This is a genomic window from Streptomyces sp. NPDC088725 (assembly GCF_044751305.1).
Taxonomy (GTDB): domain Bacteria; phylum Actinomycetota; class Actinomycetes; order Streptomycetales; family Streptomycetaceae; genus Streptomyces.
Genome location: NZ_JBIVLO010000002.1, coordinates 358775 through 379787, shown reverse-complemented (window position 1 = coordinate 379787; position 21013 = coordinate 358775). Strand labels below are relative to the sequence as shown.

Genomic DNA, 21013 nt, shown 5'->3' with positions numbered 1-21013 from the left:
GTCTGCCGGGGCGTCACATCTCGCCGAGCGTGACGTTCGCCGTCTTCGGGCTGCCGTTGTGCGTGTACGACACCTTGATCCGCTGACCGGGTCTGGCCGAGGCCAGCACCTGGGACAGGATGGCGATCGTCGGCACGTCGGTACCGTCGAGCTGGGTGATGATGTCCCCGGCGCGCAGTCCCGCCTTGGCGGCGGCGCTCCCCTTGGTGGTCCTGACGATCGCGACGCCCGCGGGCTCGAAGTCGCCGCCGAGCACGGTACGGCCCTCGATACCGAGAGCCGCCCGGCCCGAGTTGGTGACCTTGCCGTTCTTGATGATCTGATCCGCGACGGTCTTGACCATCGCCACCGGGATCGCGAAGCCGATACCGGGAGCGGCGGTGTTGCCCAGCTGCGGGTCGGTCGCGGCCAGCGTCGGGATGCCGATCACCTGGCTGTCCAGGTTGACCAGCGCGCCGCCGCTGTTGCCGGGGTTGATCGCGGCCGAGGTCTGCACCATGTTGGCGATGGTGGCGCCCGTACCGCCGCCCGAGTCGCTCTCGCTGACGGTACGGCCGATGGCGGAGACGATGCCCTGGGTGACGCTGCTCGACAGGCCGAGCGGTGAGCCCATGGCGAGGGTGATCTGGCCGATCGCGACCTTGGAGGTGTCGCCGAATGTGGCGGCCTTCAGTCCGTTGGGAATGCTGTCCAGCTTGATGACCGCGAGGTCCTGCTGCGGAAAGCTGGAGACCAGCTTCGCCGTGAGGGGGTGCTCGCGGGTGGCGACCGTGACGTGGAACGTCTTGTGCTTGCCGACCACATGGGCGTTGGTGACGACGTGGCCCTTGTTGTCGTACACGATGCCCGAGCCCAGGGCGTTCCCGGTGTCGATCTGGACGACCGAGGGCAGCACGTTCTTGATGACGGTCTCGTAATTGGTCTGGAGGCTGTTGGTCGCCGGGCTCACGTCCGCCGCCTGGGCGGCGTCGGGTGTCGTGCTGTCGGAAGCCGGACGGTCGGCGGAGGGGGCGGAGCCGGCGCAGCCGCCGATCAGCGCCACGGCGCAGATCGCGGCGGTCACGGGCAGCAGGAACCGGCGCGTACGGCCGCGGTGAAGGGGAGCATCCATGTCCGGAGTATCCCTTTCGCCCGTCGGAGGCCGCCTGCGCTGCGCCGCCGATCAGGGGGTGCTCGGACGCACACGGGCGGTCACACGTACGGGTGGACACGCGGCCGGACGGCCCCACGCGGGCGGTCAGACGTTGGGGTCGGCCTCGCGCGGGCGGTCCGCGCACGGGCGGGTCCCGCGCGCGGTCGCGTTCAGCCCCGGACCCCGCACAGGTGCAGCAGCGAGGCGATCCCGCGGTACGGGTCCGTACGCCCGGCCCGGTCCTCGGCGGACATCAGCCGCTCCAGCTCCTCGCCCGTCGGCACCTCGGCGTCGTCGGGGGCGCTGTCCGTGAAGAAGCGCACCCCGTACCAGGCGTGCAGCGGCGCGGCGATCCCGGCGAGCGTCGCGGTCAGGGCGTCCAGCCGGTCGGCGCGCACCTGACGGCCCAGCCGGTTGACGTACAGGTCGGTGTCGAAGGCGCCCAGGGCGCCCGCCCAGTCCCCGGCCAGGCCGGGACGGACCGCGAGCGCGTCCGCGTTCCGCACGAGCAGCGACAGCAGCCCGCCGGGCGCCAGCATCCTGGCCAGGCCCGCGAGCATCGCGTCCGGCTCCTCGACGTACATCAGCACGCCGTGGCACAGGACCACGTCGAAGCTGCCGGGCAGGAAATGCACGCCGGTCTCCAGACCGTCGCCCTGCACCAGTGTGACCCGCTCACGTATGCCCTCGGGCTCCGTGGAGAACGTCTCACGCGCGGTCGACAGCATCTCGCTGTCGGACTCCAGGCCGGTCACCGTGTGTCCGCCACGGGCCAGCCGTAACGCCTGAGTGCCCTGCCCCAGGCCCACGTCGAGGATCCGCAGCCGCTGTCCCACCGGGAAGCGCCCGGTGATCTGCTCGTCCAGCTGGCGGGCCACCAGCTCCTGACGGACGACGTTGCGCAGCCCTCCCAGGCCGGCGAGCCAGCTCGCCGAAGCCCCGGAGAAGCCGGTGAGGTCCTTGCTCAGGGCCGCTCTCCGCGCTTGACCTGCGGCTTGGGCAGCCGCATCCGGCGCAGCTGGAGCGTACGCATCAGACCGTAGGCGATGGCGCCACGGGTCGGTTCGTCCGGGAAGCGCGCGGCCAGCTGCTTCTTCAGGCGGATCGCGATACCGATCGAGTCGATGACGATCAGCACGATGACGATCAGCCACAGCAGCAGGGCGATGCTCTGGAGCGAGCCGACCTTCACCATGCTCAGCACAAGGATCACCACCGCGAGCGGCAGGAAGAACTCCGCCATGCAGTAGCGCGAGTCGACGTAGTCGCGCACGTAGCGCCGCACCCCGCCCTTGTCGCGGGCCGGCAGGTAGCGCTCGTCCCCGCTCGCCAGCGCCTCGCGCTGCTTGGCCAGATCCACACGGCGCGCCTCGCGCTGCCGCTTCATGGCCGTCTTGCGGTCGGTCGGCGTCGTGGAGGCACGGCGCCGCTGCGACTCCGCCTGGCTGCGCTTGGGGGTCGGGCGGCCCTTGGGTGACTGCGGGTCGCGAGGCTGCTTCGAGAGGTCGGCCGTCACTTTGGTGGCAGGGGACGTCTCTTCGTTGGCACGGCTACGGAACACAAAGACCAAGGGTACGGGGTGCCGCGCATGGACCCCACCCCCGAGGGGAACGATCACACAACGGCCTGTTTCCTTACATGGGACAGAGCGGACGTGACCGTGCTTTCCCCCCTACTTCGGGGATGTCTCCTCCTTCTCCCATGGTCATCTACTCCTGGAGCCTGACGGGGACGCGGCACAGTCGTCCTTGGGGAGGAGCGCATCCGTGTCCGAACAGTGCGGTAATGGAGGCAGGGCCCGTACTGTGGGTTCTGTTGGAGTGCTGGAGCTTTAGTTCGTCAGAAGGGGGCGCGCGAAGCCCATGAGCGGTGTCATGAAGCGTATGGGGATGATCTTCCGCGCGAAGGCAAACAAAGCCCTTGACCGGGCCGAGGATCCGCGCGAGACCCTTGATTACTCGTACCAGAAACAGCTGGAGCTGCTTCAGAAGGTGCGCCGCGGGGTCGCCGATGTGGCGACGTCCCGCAAGCGGCTGGAATTGCAGCTGAACCAGTTGCAGGGTCAGTCCGCCAAGCTGGAGGACCAGGGCCGCAAGGCGCTGGCGCTCGGCCGGGAGGACCTGGCGCGCGAAGCGCTGTCCCGCCGCGCCGCGCTCCAGCAGCAGGCCTCCGACCTGGAGGAGCAGCACACCACGCTCCAGGGCGAGGAGGAGAAGCTGACGCTCGCCGCGCAGCGCCTCCAGGCCAAGGTCGACGCCTTCCGTACGAAGAAGGAGACCATCAAGGCCACCTACACCGCCGCGCAGGCGCAGACCCGGATCGGTGAGGCCTTCTCCGGCATCTCCGAGGAGATGGGCGACGTCGGCATGGCGATCCAGCGGGCGGAGGACAAGACCGCGCAGCTTCAGGCCAGGGCCGGCGCGATCGACGAGCTGCTCGCCTCGGGCGCGCTGGACGACCAGTCCGGGCTGGCGAAGGACGACATCGCCGCCGAGCTGGACCGGATCTCCGGCGGTTCGGACGTCGAGCTGGAGCTCCAGCGCATGAAGACGGAGCTTGCGGGCGGTTCGTCCTCCCAGCAGGCGATCGAGGGCGGCACGGACAAAGAGGACGCTCCGCCGACCAAGTTCGACAAGCAGTAGGAGCTCGTCATGATCGTACGGATCATGGGGGAGGGCCAGGTGAAGCTGGCGGACAGCCACTTCACCGCGCTCAACTCGCTCGACGACGAATTGCTCGCCGAGGTCAGGAAGGGCGACGAAGCGGGTTTTCGCCGGACCTTCCACGCGCTGCTCGCGCAGGTGCGCGAGCTGGGCGAGCCGCTGCCCGACGACGCCCTGGAGCCGTCGGAGCTGATCCTGCCGGCGCCGGGCGCGACGCTGGAAGAGGTCCGCGACCTGCTGACCGACGACGGCCTGATCCCCTCGGTGTGACCCGGGCGCATGCGGGCAGGGGCGTGACCGGCGCGTACGAGGCCGGTGCCGCGATCCGGCTGTGACCCGGCGCGGCGCGCGGTGCTGCCGGCGCCGGTCGGTGCGCCTGGCCGTCTGTGCCTGCTTGTCCCGGTCCGCGCTCGCTTGTGCTGGTTCGCGCCGCCTGGCTCCGGTGCCTGCTTGCGCCGCCTGCGCTCGTTCGTGCCGGTTCGCGCCGCCTGGCCGCCCGTGCGCGCTCGCGCCGTCCGTGCCCGCTCGTGCCGGTCCGGGCCCGGCGCCGCGACCCCGGTGCGTACGGGGCGGCGCCACGGTCCGGGCGCGCGGCGCGCCTCCCCGTACCGTTGCTGACGTGACCTCCCTCGGAACCGTGTTCGCCCGCGCCCGCGGCTGGGCCCGCGCGCATCCGCTCGCGCCCGACGCGGTCCTCGCGGCAGCCGTCCTGCTCGCGATGCTCGTCGGCTCGTTCGCGGGGCCGCACAGCCGGGCGGGCGGCCCCGGGCCCACCTTCGGCGAGCGGGCGCCCGACGCCCTCAGTGTGGTCCTCATGGCCGTCGCCGCCGCCGCGCTGGTCCGGCGCCGCCGCAATCCCATGGCCGTCCTGCTGTGCACCGGCACGCTCACCGCGGTCGACCTCGTCCTGAGCGCCCCGCCGGCCCCGGTCGTCTTCAGCACGGTCATCGCGCTGTTCACCGTCGCGGCCCGCACCGACCGCTCCACCACCTGGCGCGTCGGCCTCGCCACCATGACCGTGCTCACCGCCCTCGCGATGGGCTTCAGCGCGGGCCCCTGGTACGAGCAGGAGAACCTGGGCATCTTCGCCTGGACGGGCATGGCGGGAGCCGCCGGTGACGCCGTACGCAGCCGCCGCGCCTTCATCGGCGCCATACGAGAACGCGCCGAACGCGCGGAACGCACCCGCGAGGAGGAGGCGCGCCGCCGCGTCGCCGAGGAGCGGCTGCGCATCGCCCGCGATCTGCACGACGTCGTCGCCCACCACATCGCGCTGGTCAACGTCCAGGCCGGCGTGGCCTCCCACGTCATGGACAAGCGCCCCGACCAGGCCAAGGAAGCCCTCGCCCACGTACGTGAGGCCAGCCGCTCCGCGCTCAACGAACTGCGCGCCACGGTCGGTCTGCTCCGCCAGTCCGGCGACCCGGAGGCGCCCACCGAGCCCGCGCCCGGTCTCGCCCACGTCGACGGGCTCCTCGGCACGTTCCGCAACGCGGGCCTGCCGGTCGACTTCGCCGCCGCCGACGGCACACCCAGGCTCCCCGCCACCGTCGACCTCGCCGCGTTCCGGATCATCCAGGAGGCCCTGACCAACGTCCGCAAGCACGCGGGCGCCGGAGCCAGGGCCGAGGTCAGTGTCGTACCGGTCGGGCACACCATCGAGATCACCGTCCTGGACAACGGCCGGGGCACCGGCGAACCGTCCGACGGCGGCGGCCACGGCCTGCTCGGCATGCGCGAGCGGGTCACCGCGCTGGGCGGCTCCCTCAGCGCGGGACCCCGGTACGGCGGCGGCTTCCGCGTCCAGGCGATACTGCCGGTGCAGAGCGGCGCGAGCGCGGCAGGCGTGCCACGGGCGCGCACCGCGGCCACCGGGGCCCCGGCCACCGGGGCCCCGGCCACCGGGGCCCCCGCCGCCGAAACCGCGCCCACGGGCGACACCGGGGAGACCGTATGACCATCAGAGTCCTGCTCGCCGACGACCAGACACTGCTGCGCAGCGCGTTCCGGGTGCTCGTCGACTCGGAGCCGGACATGGAGGTCGTCGGCGAGGCCGCGGACGGCGCCCAGGCCGTCACCCTCGCCCGCGACCTCAAGGCGGACGTCGTCCTGATGGACATCCGCATGCCGGGCACGGACGGCCTCGCCGCCACCCGCATGATCAGCTCCGACCCGGCGCTCGCGGGCGTGCACGTCGTCATGCTCACCACCTTCGAGGTCGACGAGTACGTCGTGCAGTCGCTGCGCGCCGGCGCCTCCGGCTTCCTCGGCAAGGGCGCGGAGCCCGACGAACTGCTCAGCGCCATCCGGATCGCCGCCGCCGGTGACGCGCTGCTCTCGCCCGCGGCGACCAAGGGCCTGATCGCCACCTTCCTCGCCCAGGGCGGCAGTTCGGCCGAGGGCCCCGCGGCCGCCGCGTACTCCGCACGCCTCGCGGCGCTCACCGTGCGCGAGCGCGAGGTGCTCGTCCTCGTTGCGGGCGGCCACTCCAACGACGAGATCGCGGACCGGCTGGAGGTCAGTCCGCTGACGGTCAAGACCCATGTGAACCGGGCGATGGCAAAACTTGGCGCCCGCGACCGGGCCCAATTGGTGGTAATAGCCTACGAATCGGGCCTGGTACGTCCACGGGTGGAGTGAACCCCGTCCCTCGCGTACTCCAGGCGCGGTACGCGACGCGGCAGGAAATGGACTTGTGGCTGACAGATCGCCGCCACCTATGACCGATCGTATAGAGGGGCCTCATTTGGCCGGGTGGGCTCAGTCCCGCCCCGCCGAAGCGTTTCCACCGAGGTGCCCCGACGAAGCGCACCGAAGCGCCCACCGACGTGCCCATCCGTAGCCGGGCCGCCGCGCCCACCTGCCGCGTACACCACAGAAGAGAGACCCCATGTCCTGGCTGTCGAGATTCAGCCTCGCGCAACGGGCCCTGATAGGTCTGATGTCGATCATCGCGATCGTCTTCGGGGCGATCGCGATACCGCAGCTCAAGCAGCAACTGCTGCCCTCCATCGAACTCCCGATGGTGTCGGTGCTCGCCCCCTACCAGGGCGCCTCCCCCGATGTGGTCGAGAAGCAGGTCGTCGAACCCCTCGAAAACTCGATCAAGGCCGTCGACGGCATCAGCGGCGTCACCTCGACAGCGAGCGAGGGCACCGGCATTGTCATGGCCAGCTTCGACTTCGGTGACAGCGGCACCAAGCAGCTCGTCGCCGACGTCCAGCAGGCCGTGAACCGCGCACGCAGCCAGCTGCCCGACGGCGTCGACCCGCAGGTCGTGGCCGGCTCGACGGACGACATCCCGACCGTCGTCCTCGCCGTCACCTCCGACAAGGACCAGCAGGCGCTCGCCGACCAGCTGGACCGCACGGTCGTCCCCGCGCTGGAAGACATCGACGGCGTCGGCCAGGTCAGCATCGACGGCGTGCGCGACCTCCAGGTCTCCGTCACCCCCGACGCCGCGAAGCTCGCGGCGGCCGGACTCAACCCCATGGCGCTCTCCGAGGCGCTCAAGGCCGGCGGCGCGACGCTCCCCGCGGGCTCGTTCAACGAGGACGGCAAGAGCCGGACGGTCCAGGTCGGCGGCGGTTACACCTCGCTGAAGCAGATCGAGGACCTGCGGATCGCCCCGGCGCAGGGCGGCGGTTCCGGTCAGGGCGGTTCCGGTCAGGCCGGACCCGTACGCCTCGGCGACATCGCCACCGTGAAGCAGGAGCCGTCCGCGGCGACGTCCCTGACCCGGACGAACGGCAAGCCCAGCCTCGCCGTCAACGTCACGATGGACAAGGACGGCAGCGCCGTCGCCATCTCGGACGGCGTTCAGGACAAGCTAGACGACCTGCGCAAGCAGCTCGGCTCCGGCGCCACGCTCACCGTCGCCAGCGACCAGGGCCCCGCCGTCTCGAAGTCGATCTCGGGCCTCACCACCGAGGGCGCGCTCGGCCTGGTCTTCGCGGTGATCGTGATCCTGGTCTTCCTGGCCTCGCTCCGCTCCACCCTGGTCACCGCGATCTCCATCCCGCTCTCCGTCGTCCTGGCGCTGATCGTGCTGTGGACGCGTGACCTGTCGCTGAACGTCCTCACGCTCGGCGCGCTCACCATCGCGATCGGCCGCGTGGTCGACGACTCGATCGTGGTGCTCGAAAACATCAAGCGCCATCTGAGCTACGGCGAGGAACGGCAGAGCGCGATCACCGCCGCGGTGAAGGAAGTCGCCGGCGCGGTCACGTCCTCGACGCTCACCACGGTCGCGGTGTTCCTGCCGATCGGACTCGTCGGCGGCATCGTCGGAGAGCTGTTCGGTTCGTTCTCGCTCACCGTCACGGCGGCCCTGCTCGCCTCGCTCCTCGTCTCGCTGACGGTCGTCCCGGTCTTCTCGTACTGGTTCCTGCGCCCGCCGAAGGAAGCGCTCGGGGTCAGCCCCGAGGAGGCGCGCCGGATCGCGGAGAAGAAGGAGAACAGCAGCAGGCTCCAGCGGCTGTACGTGCCGGTGCTGCGGTTCGCGACCCGCCGCAGGATCATGAGCGTGGCCATCGCCGTCGTGGTGCTGCTCGCCACGTTCGGTATGGCCCCGCTGCTCAAGACCAACTTCTTCGACCAGGGCGACCAGGAAGTCATCTCCCTCAAGCAGGAACTGGCCCCGGGTACGAGCCTCGAATCGGCCGACGCCGCGGCCAAGAAGGTCGAGAAGGTCCTCGCCGGTCTGGACGACGTCAAGGACTACCAGGTCACCGTCGGCTCCTCCGGCTTCATGGCCGCCTTCGGCGGCGGCTCCGGTGCCAACCAGGCGTCGTACCAGGTGACACTGAAGGACGCCACGACGTACGCGGCGACCCAGGACCGTATCGAGAAGGCACTGGCGAAGCTCGACGGCATCGGCGAGACGACGGTCGGCGCGGGCGGCGGCTTCGGCAGCCAGGACCTGAGCGTCGTGGTGAAGGCGTCGGAGGCGGACACCCTCAAGAAGGCGGCGAGCCAGGTACGGGACGCCGTCGCGACCCTCGACGACGTCACCGACGTCCAGAGCGACCTCGCGCAGAGCGTGCCGCGGATCTCCGTCACCGCCAACTCCAAGGCCGCCGCGGCCGGTTTCAGTGACGCGACGCTCGGCGCGGCCGTCACGCAGGCCGTACGCGGTACCCCGGCGGGTTCGGCGATCCTCGGCGACACGGAGCGGGACGTCGTCATCACGTCGGCCAAGCCGGCGACGACCATCGCCCAGCTGAAGGACCTTCCGCTGGGTCCGGTGAAGCTCGGTCAGGTCGCCGACGTGAAGCTGGTCCCCGGACCGGTCTCGCTGACCCGTATCGACGGGGCGCGTGCCGCCACGATCACGGCGCGGCCGACCGGCGACAACACCGGTGCGGTGAGCGCGTCCCTCCAGAAGAAGATCGACGCCCTCGACCTCCCGCAGGGCGCGACCGCCTCCATCGGCGGTGTCTCGCAGGACCAGGACGACGCCTTCGTCAAGCTCGGCCTCGCCATGCTGGCGGCCATCGCGATCGTCTTCATGCTGCTGGTCGGTACCTTCAGGTCGCTGATCCAGCCGCTGATCCTGCTGGTCTCGATCCCGTTCGCCGCGACCGGCGCGCTCGGGCTCCTGCTCCTGACGGGGACGCCGCTCGGGGTGCCCGCGATGATCGGCATGCTGATGCTGATCGGCATCGTGGTGACCAACGCGATCGTGCTGATCGACCTGATCAACCAGTACAGGTCGCAGGGTCTGGGCGTGGTGGAAGCGGTCGTCGAGGGTGGCCGCCACCGGCTCCGCCCGATCCTGATGACGGCGCTCGCCACGATCTTCGCGCTGCTGCCGATGGCGCTGGGGATCACCGGTCAGGGCGGCTTCATCGCGCAGCCGCTCGCGGTCGTGGTGATCGGCGGTCTGGTGACGTCCACGCTGCTGACGCTGCTCCTGGTGCCCGCGCTGTACGCGATGGTGGAGCTGCGGAAGGAACGCCGCGCGAAGAAGAAGGCGGCCAAGCGGGAAGCGGCGTCGGACCCGTCCCCGGCCGAGACCGACCGTGAACCGGCCAACGCGTAGTCCGTTCGGTCCCTTCGGGGACAGGCGGTCGCGGTAACGGGACCGTCAAGGGGTGTGGGCCCGGCGTACGAGAGGTACGCCGGGCCCACACCCCTTACACGTTTCCGGAGCCGGAGCCGGAGCCGGAGCCGGGGTTGGAGCGGGAGCGGGAGCGGGAGCCGGGCCCGTAGCCGGGCCACGACTGGCGTGGCCCGCGGGCGTCAGGCGCCGTGCCGCTCCGGCTTGTCCTCGGAGCGGGGGAGCGGGATGTCGGCCGGGACGGACATGCCGACCACGCCGGGAAGCTGCCGCGCCGGCGCGACAGCGCCCGCGCGCACCGCGCTGCGCGCGAAGAACGCCGCCGCACCGGTGCACAGCACCATTCCGGCGAACAGCGGCACCGCCGTCCCGCCGCCCGCCAGCCCCACCAGCGGCGCCACCACGGCTCCCAGCAGGCTCTGCGCCGTACCGAGCAGCGCGGAGCCGGTTCCCGCCGCCTGCGGGACCCGGGCGATCGCCAGGGACGCGGCGTTCGGGAACACCAGGCCGAGACCGCCGAACATCGCGGCGATGAGCGGCGCGTACACCGGGAGCGTCAGGACACCGGCCACCGTGACGGCCAGCAGCACGAGCGTGGACGCGAGCATCGTGTACAGGCCCGTGCGCAGCAGGCGCTGCGGGGCGACCCGGCCCGCCAGCCTGGTGCTCGTCGCGTTCGAGAGCGTGGAGATCACCGCGCCGCCGGAGAAGACCACGGACGACGTGCCGACGCTCAGCCCCAGGACGTTCTGGAGCAGGAACGGCGATCCCGCGATGTAGCAGAACAGCGCGCCGAAGGCGAAGGCGAACGCGAACGTGTAGCCGACGTACGCGCGGTCACCCGCGACCTCCCGCACCCCGCGCCACACCCCTCCGCCGCCGGCCCTGCGCCGCTCGGCCGGCAGGCTCTCCCGTACGGCTGCCAGCACGCCCACCAGCGCGAGCAGCGAGACGCCGGTGAGCACCCAGAACACGGCTCGCCAGCCCGCCGCGCCGATCACCGCACCGCCCGCGAGCGGCGCGAGGATCGGCGCCGTGCTCGACAGGGTCATCAGGATGCCGAACAGCCGTGCCGCCGCCGGGCCTTCGGTGACGTCGGAGACCACGGCCCGGCCGATCACGACCCCCGCGGCCCCGGTGAACCCGGTCACCAGGCGCAGCACGATCAGCCACTCCAGCGACGGCGCGAGCGCGCACAGCGCGGTGGCCGCGGCGCACACCGCCGCACCGGCGAGCAGCGGTCGGCGCCGCCCGTACCGGTCGGACAGCGGGCCGAAGACCAGGTGGCCGAGCGTCATGCCGATCAGGAACGCGGTGAGGGTGAGCTGCACCCCGGACGGGTCCGTGTGCAGTTCGGTGGCGATACCGGGAAAGGCCGGCAGATACATGTCGGTCGACAGCGGACCGACGAAGCACAGAAGGACGAGCGCTGCGGTGAGCAGGGGCACGGCGGGACATCTCCAGCATCCGAGTGAGGAACAGGGGTCGCAGGGACGGTTACTCGGAGGGATGGCTGGAGCAGAGGCGCCCCGGAGACGACCGCGAGGCGGAGCCGGGTCGAACCCGCTCAAGAAACGCCTCACATCGTAATGACGTACTGATCCTGGAAGAACGCGGGGGCGCCCCGCCACAGGCGGGGCGCCCCTGACACGCGATCACGGAACGCGTGGTTACGGCAGCGCCAGCATCCGTTCCAGCGCCAGCCGGGAGTACTCCGCCGTCTCCTCGTCGACCTGGATGCGGTTGACCTCGTTGCCCTCGGCCAGCGACTCCAGCGTCCACACCAGATGCGGCAGGTCGATGCGGTTCATCGTGGAGCAGAAGCAGACCGTCTTGTCGAGGAAGACGATTTCCTTGTCCTCGGCAGCGAAACGATTCGCCAGCCGCTGCACCAGGTTGAGTTCCGTGCCGATCGCCCACTTGGAACCGGCCGGGGCCTCTTCGAGCGCCTTGATGATGTACTCCGTCGAGCCCACGTAGTCCGCCGCGGACACGACCTCGTGCTTGCACTCCGGGTGCACCAGCACATTGACGCCCGGGATCCGCTCCCGTACCTCCTGGACGGAGTCCAGCGAGAAGCGGCCGTGCACGGAGCAGTGGCCGCGCCACAGGATCATCCTGGCGTCCCGCAGCTGCTCGGCGGTGAGCCCGCCGTTCGGCTTGTGCGGGTTGTAGAGGACACAGTCCTCCAGCGACATCCCGAGGTCACGCACCGCGGTGTTGCGGCCCAGGTGCTGGTCGGGCAGGAAGAGCACCTTCTCGCCCTGTTCGAAGGCCCAGTTCAGGGCGCGCTCGGCGTTCGAGGACGTGCAGATCGTGCCGCCGTGCTTGCCGGTGAACGCCTTGATGTCGGCGGAGGAGTTCATGTACGAGACCGGCACGACCTGGTCCGCCACGCCCGCCTCGGTCAGTACGTCCCAGCACTCGGCGACCTGCTCCGCCGTGGCCATGTCGGCCATGGAGCAGCCGGCCGCCAGGTCGGGCAGGACGACCTTCTGGTCGTCGCCGGTCAGGATGTCCGCGGACTCCGCCATGAAGTGCACGCCGCAGAAGACGATGTACTCCGCCTCGGGGCGCGCCGCCGCGTCCCTGGCGAGCTTGAAGGAGTCTCCGGTGACGTCCGCGAACTGGATGACCTCGTCGCGCTGGTAGTGGTGGCCGAGGACGAAGACCTTGTCCCCGAGCTTCTCTTTCGCCGCGCGGGCACGCTCCACCAGATCAGGGTCTGACGGGGCGGGCAGGTCGCCGGGGCACTCCACGCCACGCTCGCTGCGCGGGTCGGCGTCGCGGCCGAGCAGCAGCAGTGCCAGGGGCGTCGGCTGGACATCGAGAACCTGTCGGGGCTGGGCGGTGGTCACGTCACGCACCCTTTCTTCTCTGCAGACGAGCCTTTTCGTCTAATTGACGCTATCTATCATAGTCCCTTCATGTCACGTTGACGACACCGATAGCGTCGATGTGACGCGTTCCAGGGGAGAGCGGCACGGCGGGGGATACGGGTGGGGCCACGGAGTCCCGCCGGGCGCGTGCGTGTGCGAGCATGAACGAGGGAAGACACATGCCAGGGCCAGGAATGAATCCGCGGCCATGCCGGTTGCAACGTCGGCAAGCAGTCCGTACAACCCGGGAGAGAAGCAGATGTCCGTATCGGACGACACCACAACCGTGAGCGACGGCATCCTCCTGTCCGACGCCGCCGCGGGCAAGGTCAAGGCCCTGCTGGACCAGGAAGGCCGGGACGACCTCGCACTGCGCGTCGCGGTCCAGCCCGGCGGCTGCTCGGGCCTCCGCTACCAGCTGTTCTTCGACGAGCGTTCGCTCGACGGCGATGTCGTGAAGGACTTCGGCGGCGTCAAGGTCGTCACCGACCGGATGAGCGCCCCGTACCTGGGTGGTGCCTCCATCGACTTCGTCGACACGATCGAGAAGCAGGGCTTCACGATCGACAACCCGAACGCCACGGGTTCCTGCGCCTGCGGCGACTCCTTCAGCTGAACGCCCGATCCAGCCGTACAGCTGGAACGCGGAAGGCGGCGATCCCCTCGGGGGTCGCCGCCTTCCGTATGTACGGGTGCGTCAGGCATGTACGGGTGCGTCAGCCGAGAGGGATCACGTCGCCCGTCACTCCGTCCACCACCTGCCGGCCGCCCAGCGGCCGGTCCAGCGTCGTCCGCGCGGTCACTTCCTTGGCGAGGGCCACGCAGACCTCCTTGCCGTCCGGCGGATCCGACACCGGACCGGTCACCTTCACCTTGACCGCGGTACCGCTCTCGTCCGCGCTCACCCCGTACTCACCGCACACCCCGCCCCAGAACCGCAGTGTCAGCGTCCTGCCCTCCGCGCTGTACGACGTGACGCGCCGCTGACCGGGGCCCGCCGAGGCGGGGCCGCCCGGCAGCTCCTTGTGCGGGGGAGCGGGCCGCGTCAGGAAACGCGGCGCCACCGCCGGCTGCGCCAGCGTGTACGACGGCGCGCCGCCGCCGGGCGCCGCCTCGAACAGCCACGAGGGGACGAGCGTCCGCCGCCCCTCCACGGAGTGCACCGCGAGACCGAAGACCGCCTTCTCGATGGTCACCGGCGCACGGGCCGCCCCGGCCTGCGGCGTGCACGGTGCCTGTGCCCGGGACCTGCCGGCCGCAGGCACCGCGGTCGCGCAGCCACCGCTCCCGCTGTCGACACGCGGAGTGTTCAGCTGCTTCAGCGCCTCCGCCGCGCCGATCACCGGGTACTCGTCGCCGGGATCAGGGGCGTTCAGCTGTCCGCTGCCGCCGAGCAGTCCGCCGTCCGCGCCCACCTGGAGCCCGGTCGCCCAGCCGTACGTGGGCAGCCCGCCGATCACCGGGTCCGCGTTGACCAGCCGGACCGCGCCCCGCAGCCGGTGGGCGTCGATTTTCGCGTCGTCCTGGCCCAGCGCCTTGAGAACCGGGGCCGCCGCCTTCCTCGCGGCCGCCTCGCTGACGGCGGAGCCGTTGCCCGTCCCGGCGCCCGTGCCGCTGCCGGTGCCAGGGCAGCCGCTCCTGCCCTTGAGACAGTTGTCGCCGCCCTTCGACGGGCCGAAGAGGTCGTACGTCCATGCCCCGGGCTCCTGCTTCTGGACCCGCAGCACCGGTCCTGAACCGTCGTGCGCCGCACCGACCTTCCACGTCGTGCCGTCCGTGCGGGGCGTACCCGTCAGCCCGAGGGCCCTGGCCAGCCGGGTCACGTCCGCCGCGCCGACGTCCCCTTCCGTACGGTAGACGCGCGCCGAGTCCGGCCCCTCGGGCAGCGCGCCCCTGGCGCGGTAGACGACCCCGTGCGGATCCGGCTCGCCCGGCGCGATGCCGTTGGGCGGCGGTCCGCCGGGGCCGCCGGGCGCCGGGCCCGGGTGGCCGTCGAGTGCGAGCGGCGGCGGATTGCCGTCGGCCGCCGGCGCGCCGCTGCGGTGGTCGCTGCCCGAGGCGCTGGTCGCGAGCCAGGCGCCGCCGCCCGCGGCGACCAGTACCGCTGCCGTGACGGTGACGGCGGCGAGCGGAGAACGCCGCCACCGCGCGCCGCCGGCGCCCGTGGTCCCGGTGCTGTGCGTACTGTTCACCGCTGGCTCCTCAGTCTGCCTGGTTGGACTTGCCATCCTGACGGGACACCGGTCTGACGGAGGGGATGGACGCGCGGTTCCGGTCCGTGTCTTCGCCGCGCCGGTTCGCGGCGCGGCCCCGGTGCCGAAGAGACCATGGTCCGGTGGCTCCCGCGACCCGGTAGCGTGGACTGTCAACCGTTCTCGCCCCCTGGAGCGTTCCCGCCGTGCGAATCGCAGTCTCCGGCTCCATCGCCACCGACCATCTGATGACGTTTCCCGGCCGCTTCGCCGACCAACTGGTCGCCGATCAGCTGCACACGGTCTCCCTGTCCTTCCTGGTCGACAACCTCGACGTGCGCAGGGGCGGTGTCGGCGCGAACATCTGCTTCGGCATGGGCCAGCTGGGCACAGGCCCGATCCTCGTCGGCGCGGCGGGCGCGGACTTCGACGAGTACCGCGGCTGGCTCGACCGCCACGGCGTCGACACCGCCTCCGTCCGTATCTCGGAGGTCCTGCACACCGCGCGGTTCGTCTGCACGACGGACGCCGACCACAACCAGATCGGTTCCTTCTACACGGGCGCGATGAGCGAGGCCCGCCAGATCGAGCTGAAGAAGGTCGCCGACCGCGTCGGCGGTCTCGACCTGGTACTGATCGGCGCGGACGACCCCGAGGCGATGCTCCGCCACACCGAGGAGTGCCGCAGCCGCAAGATCCCGTTCGCCGCGGACTTCTCCCAGCAGATCGCCCGGATGACCGGCGACGACATCCGCACCCTGCTCGACGGCGCCACCTACCTCTTCTCCAACGAGTACGAGAAGGGGCTCATCGAGTCCAAGACCGGCTGGACGGACGCCGAGATCCTGGACCGGGTCGGCCACCGCGTCACCACGCTCGGCAAGCAGGGCGTACGGATCGAGGCCACCGGCGCCGAGACGATCGTGGTCGGCTGCCCGGAGGAGGACACGAAGGCCGACCCGACCGGCGTCGGCGACGCCTTCCGCGCCGGATTCCTCTCCGGTCTCTCCTGGGGTGTCAGCCTGGAGCGCGCGGCCCAGGTCGGCTGCATGCTCGCGACACTGGTCATCGAGACGGTGGGCACGCAGGAGTACACCCTGCGCAGGACCCACTTCATGGACCGCTTCACCAAGGCGTACGGCCACGAGGCCGCGGAAGAGATCCAGGGCCGCCTGAACTGCCCGGCCTGACCCGCCCCACCGGCGGCGCACGGCCGGACCGGGCCTCAGGACACAGGGCCTCAGGACACCCGGCGGACCACATACGCGACACCGTGGTCCGCCGGCTCCTCGCCCACGTACTCCTGGCCGCGCATCTCGCACCACGCCGGAATGTCCAGCCGCGCGGCCTCGTCGTCCGAGAGCACGGCGACCGTCCCGCCCACCGGGACCTCGCCGAACACCTTGGCCAGCTCGATCACCGGGATCGGACACCGCCTGCCGAGCGCGTCCACCACGAGCGAGGGCGCGGTACCGGGCAGCGCGTCACCGGACCGACCACCGGACACCGGACCACCGGAAGGATCCCCGGGCGCCCCGGCGCCCGGCGCCGGCCGCCCCGAGCCGGCCAGCGGCGCCGACACCGGCGCGCCGAGCCGGGCGCGTACGCCGGACACCGCGCCCGGCAGCACCTCCAGGAACCGGTCCACCTCCGCGTCCGGTGTCCCGAGCGGGAGCGAGACCCGGACGTTGCCCTCCGACAGGACGCCCATCGCCCGCAGCACATGGCTCGGCGTCAGCGTGCTGCTCGTACAGGACGAGCCCGAGTTGACGGAGAAGTCCGCCCGGTCCAGCTCGTGCAGCAGGCTCTCGCCGTCCACGTAGAGGCAGGAGAAGGTGACGAGATGCGGGAGCCGGCGCACCGGATCGCCCACCACCTCGACATCCGGCACCAGCTCGGGCACCCGCGCCCGGATCCGGTCCACCAGCACGCGCAGCCGCACGTCCTCGTCCGCGGCCTGCGCGCGCACCGCCCGCAGCGAGGCCACCGCCGCCACGATCGCCGGGATGTTCTCGAAGCCGGGCACGCGTCCCGACTCCCGCTCGTCGGCCGGACCCCGACGGGCGAACCTCACCCCTTTGCGTACGGCGAGCAGCCCGACCCCGGCGGGCCCGCCCCATTTGTGCGCGCTCGCGGTGAGCAGCGACCAGGCGCCGTCCACCGGAGCCCAGCCCAGCGACTGCGCCGCGTCCACCAGCAGCGGCACGCCCCGGCTCCGGCACGCCTCGGCCACCGCCGCCACCGGCTGCTCCGTACCCACCTCGTGGTTCGCGGACTGGAGACACGCCAGCGCGGTGTCGTCGCGCAGCGCCCCGGCGTACGTCCCCGGCGACACCGCTCCGTACCGGTCGACGGGTACCTCGGTCACCTCGCCGCCGGTCGCGTCCCCGTGCGCCCGTGCCGCGTGCAGAACAGACGAGTGCTCCACCGCGGACACGACGGCATGGGATCCGACACGCCGACGCCCGAAAAGAGCCCCGGACATTCCTGAATGCACCGCGGATGTCCCCGAAGGGGTGAAAACCAGCTCGTCGGGACGGCAGCCGACGGCCTCGGCCGCGGACTCCCTGGCGGCGTCGAGGAGCAGCCGGGCCCGCCGTCCCTCCCGGTAGAGACGGGCCGGATCCGCCCAACCCTCGTCCAGGGACGCGTGGAGGGCCTGCCGGGCGACGGGATGCAGCGGTGCGGACGAGGCCGTGTCGAAGTAAGGCACAGCGCCACGCTAACCCCGGTACCCGGAGGGGGCGTCAGAAGTGCCCCGGAGGCGGGCATTCCATCCCTTCGGGGTGCCGTGCGGCGCGTTGGGTACCCTCCCCGCGCGACCCCAAATTGCGTCCAGTAGGGTTTGGTCCGCATAAACATCCAAACCCCTGCCCGTGTCAGGGCCGGCGACCGACCGAGACGGCCGCAGCCGGCCGCGCGGGCGAGACTCTCGGGAAGGCGCTACGTGAGTCCCAACGGCTCCGACCGCTCGTCGCGGCGCCCGATGCGGCGGCAGCTGCCGCAGGTGCTGACTGCGGGCCTGATCCTTGCGACCGCAACCGGTTGCACCTACAAGGACTTCCCCCGCCTTGGTATGCCTACGCCGGTGACGGAGGAGGCCCCTCGGGTGCTCTCCCTGTGGCAGGGCTCGTGGGCGGCAGCGCTCATCACGGGCATTCTGGTGTGGGGTCTGATCCTGTGGAGCATCATCTTCCACCGGCGCAGCCGCACCAAGATCGAGGTACCTCCGCAGACCAGGTACAACATGCCCATCGAGGCGTTGTACACCGTGGTCCCCCTCATCATCGTCTCGGTGTTCTTCTACTTCACCGCCCGCGATGAGTCGAAGCTCCTCGAGCTCAAGCCGAAGCCGGTCCACACCGTGAACGTGGTCGGCTATCAGTGGAGCTGGGGCTTCAACTACATCGAGAACGTGGACGGGAACGACTCCACGGGGATCTCGGCCAACGACCGCACCAACCTGGAAGCCATTCCGGACAAGTTCCAGAAGGCGTTCCCCAAGGGAGCCGAAGGCGTCTACGACGCCGGTGTCCCGGGCGAGCGGAACCCCCAGAACGGCGACCCGGGCCCGACCCTGTGGCTGGCCAAGGGTGAGCGCGTCCGGTTCATCCTGACCTCGCGCGACGTCATCCACGACTTCTGGGTGGTCCCCTTCCTGATGAAGCAGGACGTCATCCCGGGGCACACGAACTCCTTCGAGGTGACTCCCAATCAGGAGGGCACCTTCCGGGGCAAGTGCGCCGAGCTGTGCGGCGTCGACCACTCGCGGATGCTCTTCAACGTCAAGGTCGTCTCCCCGGAGCGCTACCAGAAGCACTTGGAGGACCTGCACAAGAAGGGTCAGGACGGCTACATCCCGGCAGGCATCAAGCAGACGGCACCGGCCAGGAACGCGGAGAAGAAGACACTGTGAGCATCCTCAACGAACCACAGGGTGCCGCGGCTGCTGACGACTCGTATGCCAACGAGGTGCCGGTACGGCGCAAGCAGCCCGGAACCGTCGTCGTGAAGTGGCTGACCACCACTGACCACAAGACGATCGGCACGATGTACCTGGTCACGTCGTTCGCGTTCTTCTGCATCGGCGGTCTGATGGCGCTCTTCATGCGCGCCGAGCTGGCCCGCCCCGGCACGCAGATCATGTCGAACGAGCAGTTCAACCAGGCGTTCACGATGCACGGCACGATCATGCTGCTGATGTTCGCTACGCCGCTGTTCGCCGGATTCGCGAACTGGATCATGCCGCTGCAGATCGGCGCGCCCGACGTGGCGTTCCCGCGGCTGAACATGTTCGCCTACTGGCTGTACCTCTTCGGCTCGATCATCGCGGTGGCCGGCTTCATCACCCCGCAGGGTGCCGCCGACTTCGGCTGGTTCGCCTACTCCCCGCTGTCGGACGCCGTCCGCTCGCCGGGTATCGGCGCCGACATGTGGATCATGGGTCTGGCCTTCTCCGGCTTCGGCACGATCCTCGGCTCGGTCAACTTCATCACCACGATCATCTGCATGCGCGCCCCCGGCATGACGATGTTCCGGATGCCGATCTTCACCTGGAACGTGCTGCTGACCGGTGTGCTGGTCCTGCTGGCCTTCCCCGTGCTCGCCGCCGCCCTCTTCGCACTGGAGGCGGACCGCAAGTTCGGAGCACATGTCTTTGATGCCGCCAACGGCGGATCGCTGCTCTGGCAACACCTCTTCTGGTTCTTCGGGCATCCAGAGGTGTACATCATCGCCTTGCCCTTCTTCGGGATCATCTCCGAGGTGATCCCGGTGTTCAGCCGCAAGCCGATGTTCGGTTACATCGGCCTGGTGGCCGCGACCATCGCCATCGCCGGTCTCTCGGTGACGGTCTGGGCGCACCACATGTACGTGACGGGCGGGGTACTGCTCCCGTTCTTCTCGTTCATGACCTTCCTGATCGCGGTGCCGACCGGGGTGAAGTTCTTCAACTGGATCGGCACGATGTGGAAGGGCTCACTGTCCTTCGAGACACCGATGCTCTGGACGATCGGCTTCCTGGTCACCTTCACCTTCGGTGGCCTGACCGGCGTCATCCTGGCCTCACCGCCGCTGGACTTCCACGTCTCCGACTCGTACTTCGTCGTCGCCCACTTCCACTACGTGGTCTTCGGTACGGTCGTGTTCGCGATGTTCGCCGGATTCCACTTCTGGTGGCCGAAGTTCACCGGCAAGATGCTGGACGAGCGGCTCGGCAAGATCACTTTCTGGACGCTGTTCATCGGCTTCCACGGCACCTTCCTCGTCCAGCACTGGCTGGGTGCCGAGGGCATGCCGCGCCGGTACGCGGACTACCTCGCGGCCGACGGGTTCACGACGCTGAACACCATCTCCACGATCAGCTCGTTCCTCCTCGGACTGTCGATCCTGCCGTTCTTCTACAACGTGTGGAAGACCGCCAAGTACGGCAAGAAGGTCGAGGTCGACGACCCGTGGGGCTACGGCCGCTCGCTCGAATGGGCGACGTCGTGCCCGCCGCCGAGGCACAACTTCGCCTCGCTGCCGCGGATCCGTTCCGAATCCCCGGCGTTCGACCTGCACCACCCTGAGATCGCCGCCCTGGACGAACTCGTCGGTCACGGCCAGAAGGACACCGCCCTGTCCGGCGGCAAGGAGGTCGGGAAGTGAAGATCCAAGGCAGGCTGTTCATCTGGCTGGGTATCTTCATCCTGGCCATCGCCGTCCTGTACGGCGTGTGGTCGAAGGAAGCCGCCGGCACCACCGCGCTCTTCCTGGCGTTCGGCCTGGCCATCATGATCGGCTTCTACCTGTCGTTCACGGCCCGGCGCGTGGACGCGCTGGCCCAGGACAACAAGGAAGCCGATGTCGCGGACGAGGCCGGCGAGGTGGGGTTCTTCTCCCCGCACAGCTGGCAGCCGTTCTCGCTGGCGATCGGTGGCGCCCTGGCCTTCCTGGCCGTGGCGATCGGCTGGTGGCTGCTCTACTTCTCGGCTCCGCTGATCTTCGTCGGACTCTGGGGCTGGGTCTTCGAGTACTACCGCGGTGAGAGCCGCAACCAGTAACACGTACAGCAGCACCACGTGGCCCGGACACTCCGTGACGGA

Annotated in this window: 17 protein-coding genes; 10 read left to right on the top strand and 7 right to left on the bottom strand. The window is 70.3% G+C overall.

The genetic code is table 11. The features are described 5' to 3' along the window. Positions 1-13 precede the first annotated feature (13 nt). The 3 genes from ACIP6N_RS05595 to ACIP6N_RS05585 form a co-directional block, all read right to left on the bottom strand. A complete protein-coding gene (locus ACIP6N_RS05595; RefSeq protein WP_401813119.1) occupies positions 14-1111 on the bottom strand; it encodes a S1C family serine protease in 1098 nt (365 codons plus the stop codon). A 191-nt stretch (positions 1112-1302) separates the two neighbouring features. Continuing rightward, on the bottom strand, positions 1303-2010 hold the full coding sequence (locus ACIP6N_RS05590) for a class I SAM-dependent methyltransferase (protein WP_401813117.1): 708 nt from the start codon (positions 2008-2010) through the stop codon (positions 1303-1305). Between the two features lie 86 nt (positions 2011-2096). Continuing rightward, positions 2097-2693: a DUF3043 domain-containing protein gene (locus ACIP6N_RS05585; RefSeq protein ID WP_401813115.1), complete on the bottom strand. Its 597-nt coding sequence runs from the start codon at positions 2691-2693 to the stop codon at positions 2097-2099. 301 nt (positions 2694-2994) lie between these two features. On the opposite strand from ACIP6N_RS05585, the gene ACIP6N_RS05580 reads away from it, so the two are divergent. The 5 genes from ACIP6N_RS05580 to ACIP6N_RS05560 all read left to right on the top strand — a co-directional run bounded on the left by ACIP6N_RS05580 (position 2995) and on the right by ACIP6N_RS05560 (position 9838). Beyond that, entirely contained in the window at positions 2995-3774 is a 780-nt protein-coding gene (locus tag ACIP6N_RS05580; RefSeq protein ID WP_401813114.1) for a PspA/IM30 family protein, read from the top strand. 9 nt (positions 3775-3783) lie between these two features. Continuing rightward, positions 3784-4065, top strand: coding sequence for a hypothetical protein (locus ACIP6N_RS05575; RefSeq protein WP_401813112.1), 282 nt, complete (start codon positions 3784-3786; stop codon positions 4063-4065). 349 nt (positions 4066-4414) lie between these two features. Beyond that, positions 4415-5752: a sensor histidine kinase gene (locus ACIP6N_RS05570; protein WP_401813111.1), complete on the top strand. Its 1338-nt coding sequence runs from the start codon at positions 4415-4417 to the stop codon at positions 5750-5752. After that, on the top strand, positions 5749-6435 hold the full coding sequence (locus ACIP6N_RS05565; protein ID WP_401813110.1) for a response regulator: 687 nt from the start codon (positions 5749-5751) through the stop codon (positions 6433-6435). The genes ACIP6N_RS05570 and ACIP6N_RS05565 overlap by 4 nt, the downstream gene beginning before the upstream one ends. Positions 6436-6685: 250 nt before the next feature. Continuing rightward, a complete protein-coding gene (locus tag ACIP6N_RS05560) occupies positions 6686-9838 on the top strand; it encodes an efflux RND transporter permease subunit (protein WP_401813109.1) in 3153 nt (1050 codons plus the stop codon). Between the two features lie 200 nt (positions 9839-10038). Here ACIP6N_RS05560 and ACIP6N_RS05555 read toward each other — a convergent pair whose 3' ends face one another. Both ACIP6N_RS05555 and nadA read right to left on the bottom strand, forming a co-directional pair. Further along, positions 10039-11304: a multidrug effflux MFS transporter gene (locus tag ACIP6N_RS05555; RefSeq protein WP_401813108.1), complete on the bottom strand. Its 1266-nt coding sequence runs from the start codon at positions 11302-11304 to the stop codon at positions 10039-10041. A 222-nt stretch (positions 11305-11526) separates the two neighbouring features. Then, positions 11527-12723, bottom strand: a complete 1197-nt coding sequence (nadA, locus tag ACIP6N_RS05550; protein WP_401813106.1) for a quinolinate synthase NadA — start codon at positions 12721-12723, stop codon at positions 11527-11529. A 271-nt stretch (positions 12724-12994) separates the two neighbouring features. On the opposite strand from nadA, the gene ACIP6N_RS05545 reads away from it, so the two are divergent. Further along, positions 12995-13351 (top strand): HesB/IscA family protein, encoded by a 357-nt coding sequence (locus ACIP6N_RS05545; protein WP_401813504.1) that lies wholly within the window; start codon positions 12995-12997, stop codon positions 13349-13351. A 100-nt stretch (positions 13352-13451) separates the two neighbouring features. On the opposite strand, the gene ACIP6N_RS05540 is transcribed toward ACIP6N_RS05545, so the two are convergent. Further along, on the bottom strand, positions 13452-14927 hold the full coding sequence (locus ACIP6N_RS05540; RefSeq protein ID WP_401813105.1) for a hypothetical protein: 1476 nt from the start codon (positions 14925-14927) through the stop codon (positions 13452-13454). Between the two features lie 206 nt (positions 14928-15133). On the opposite strand from ACIP6N_RS05540, the gene ACIP6N_RS05535 reads away from it, so the two are divergent. Further along, positions 15134-16117: a carbohydrate kinase family protein gene (locus ACIP6N_RS05535; protein WP_401813104.1), complete on the top strand. Its 984-nt coding sequence runs from the start codon at positions 15134-15136 to the stop codon at positions 16115-16117. A gap of 50 nt (positions 16118-16167) precedes the next feature. Here the strand turns inward: ACIP6N_RS05535 and ACIP6N_RS05530 are convergent, their stop codons facing one another. After that, a complete protein-coding gene (locus ACIP6N_RS05530; protein WP_401813103.1) occupies positions 16168-17640 on the bottom strand; it encodes a cysteine desulfurase/sulfurtransferase TusA family protein in 1473 nt (490 codons plus the stop codon). Between the two features lie 234 nt (positions 17641-17874). On the opposite strand from ACIP6N_RS05530, the gene ACIP6N_RS05525 reads away from it, so the two are divergent. Genes ACIP6N_RS05525 through ACIP6N_RS05515 form a run of 3 tightly spaced genes read left to right on the top strand, consistent with a single transcriptional unit; the run spans position 17875 to position 20971 of the window. Continuing rightward, positions 17875-18843 carry a cytochrome c oxidase subunit II gene (locus ACIP6N_RS05525; protein WP_401813101.1) on the top strand — a complete coding sequence of 323 codons (969 nt, stop codon included), beginning with the start codon at positions 17875-17877 and terminating at the stop codon, positions 18841-18843. Further along, the gene (gene ctaD / locus ACIP6N_RS05520; RefSeq protein ID WP_401813100.1) at positions 18840-20576 is read left to right on the top strand and encodes a cytochrome c oxidase subunit I; all 1737 of its coding nucleotides are present in this window, start codon (positions 18840-18842) and stop codon (positions 20574-20576) included. The genes ACIP6N_RS05525 and ctaD overlap by 4 nt, the downstream gene beginning before the upstream one ends. Next, positions 20573-20971, top strand: a complete 399-nt coding sequence (locus ACIP6N_RS05515) for a cytochrome c oxidase subunit 4 (protein ID WP_401813098.1) — start codon at positions 20573-20575, stop codon at positions 20969-20971. Before ctaD ends, ACIP6N_RS05515 begins: the two co-directional genes overlap by 4 nt. Positions 20972-21013 lie beyond the last annotated feature (42 nt).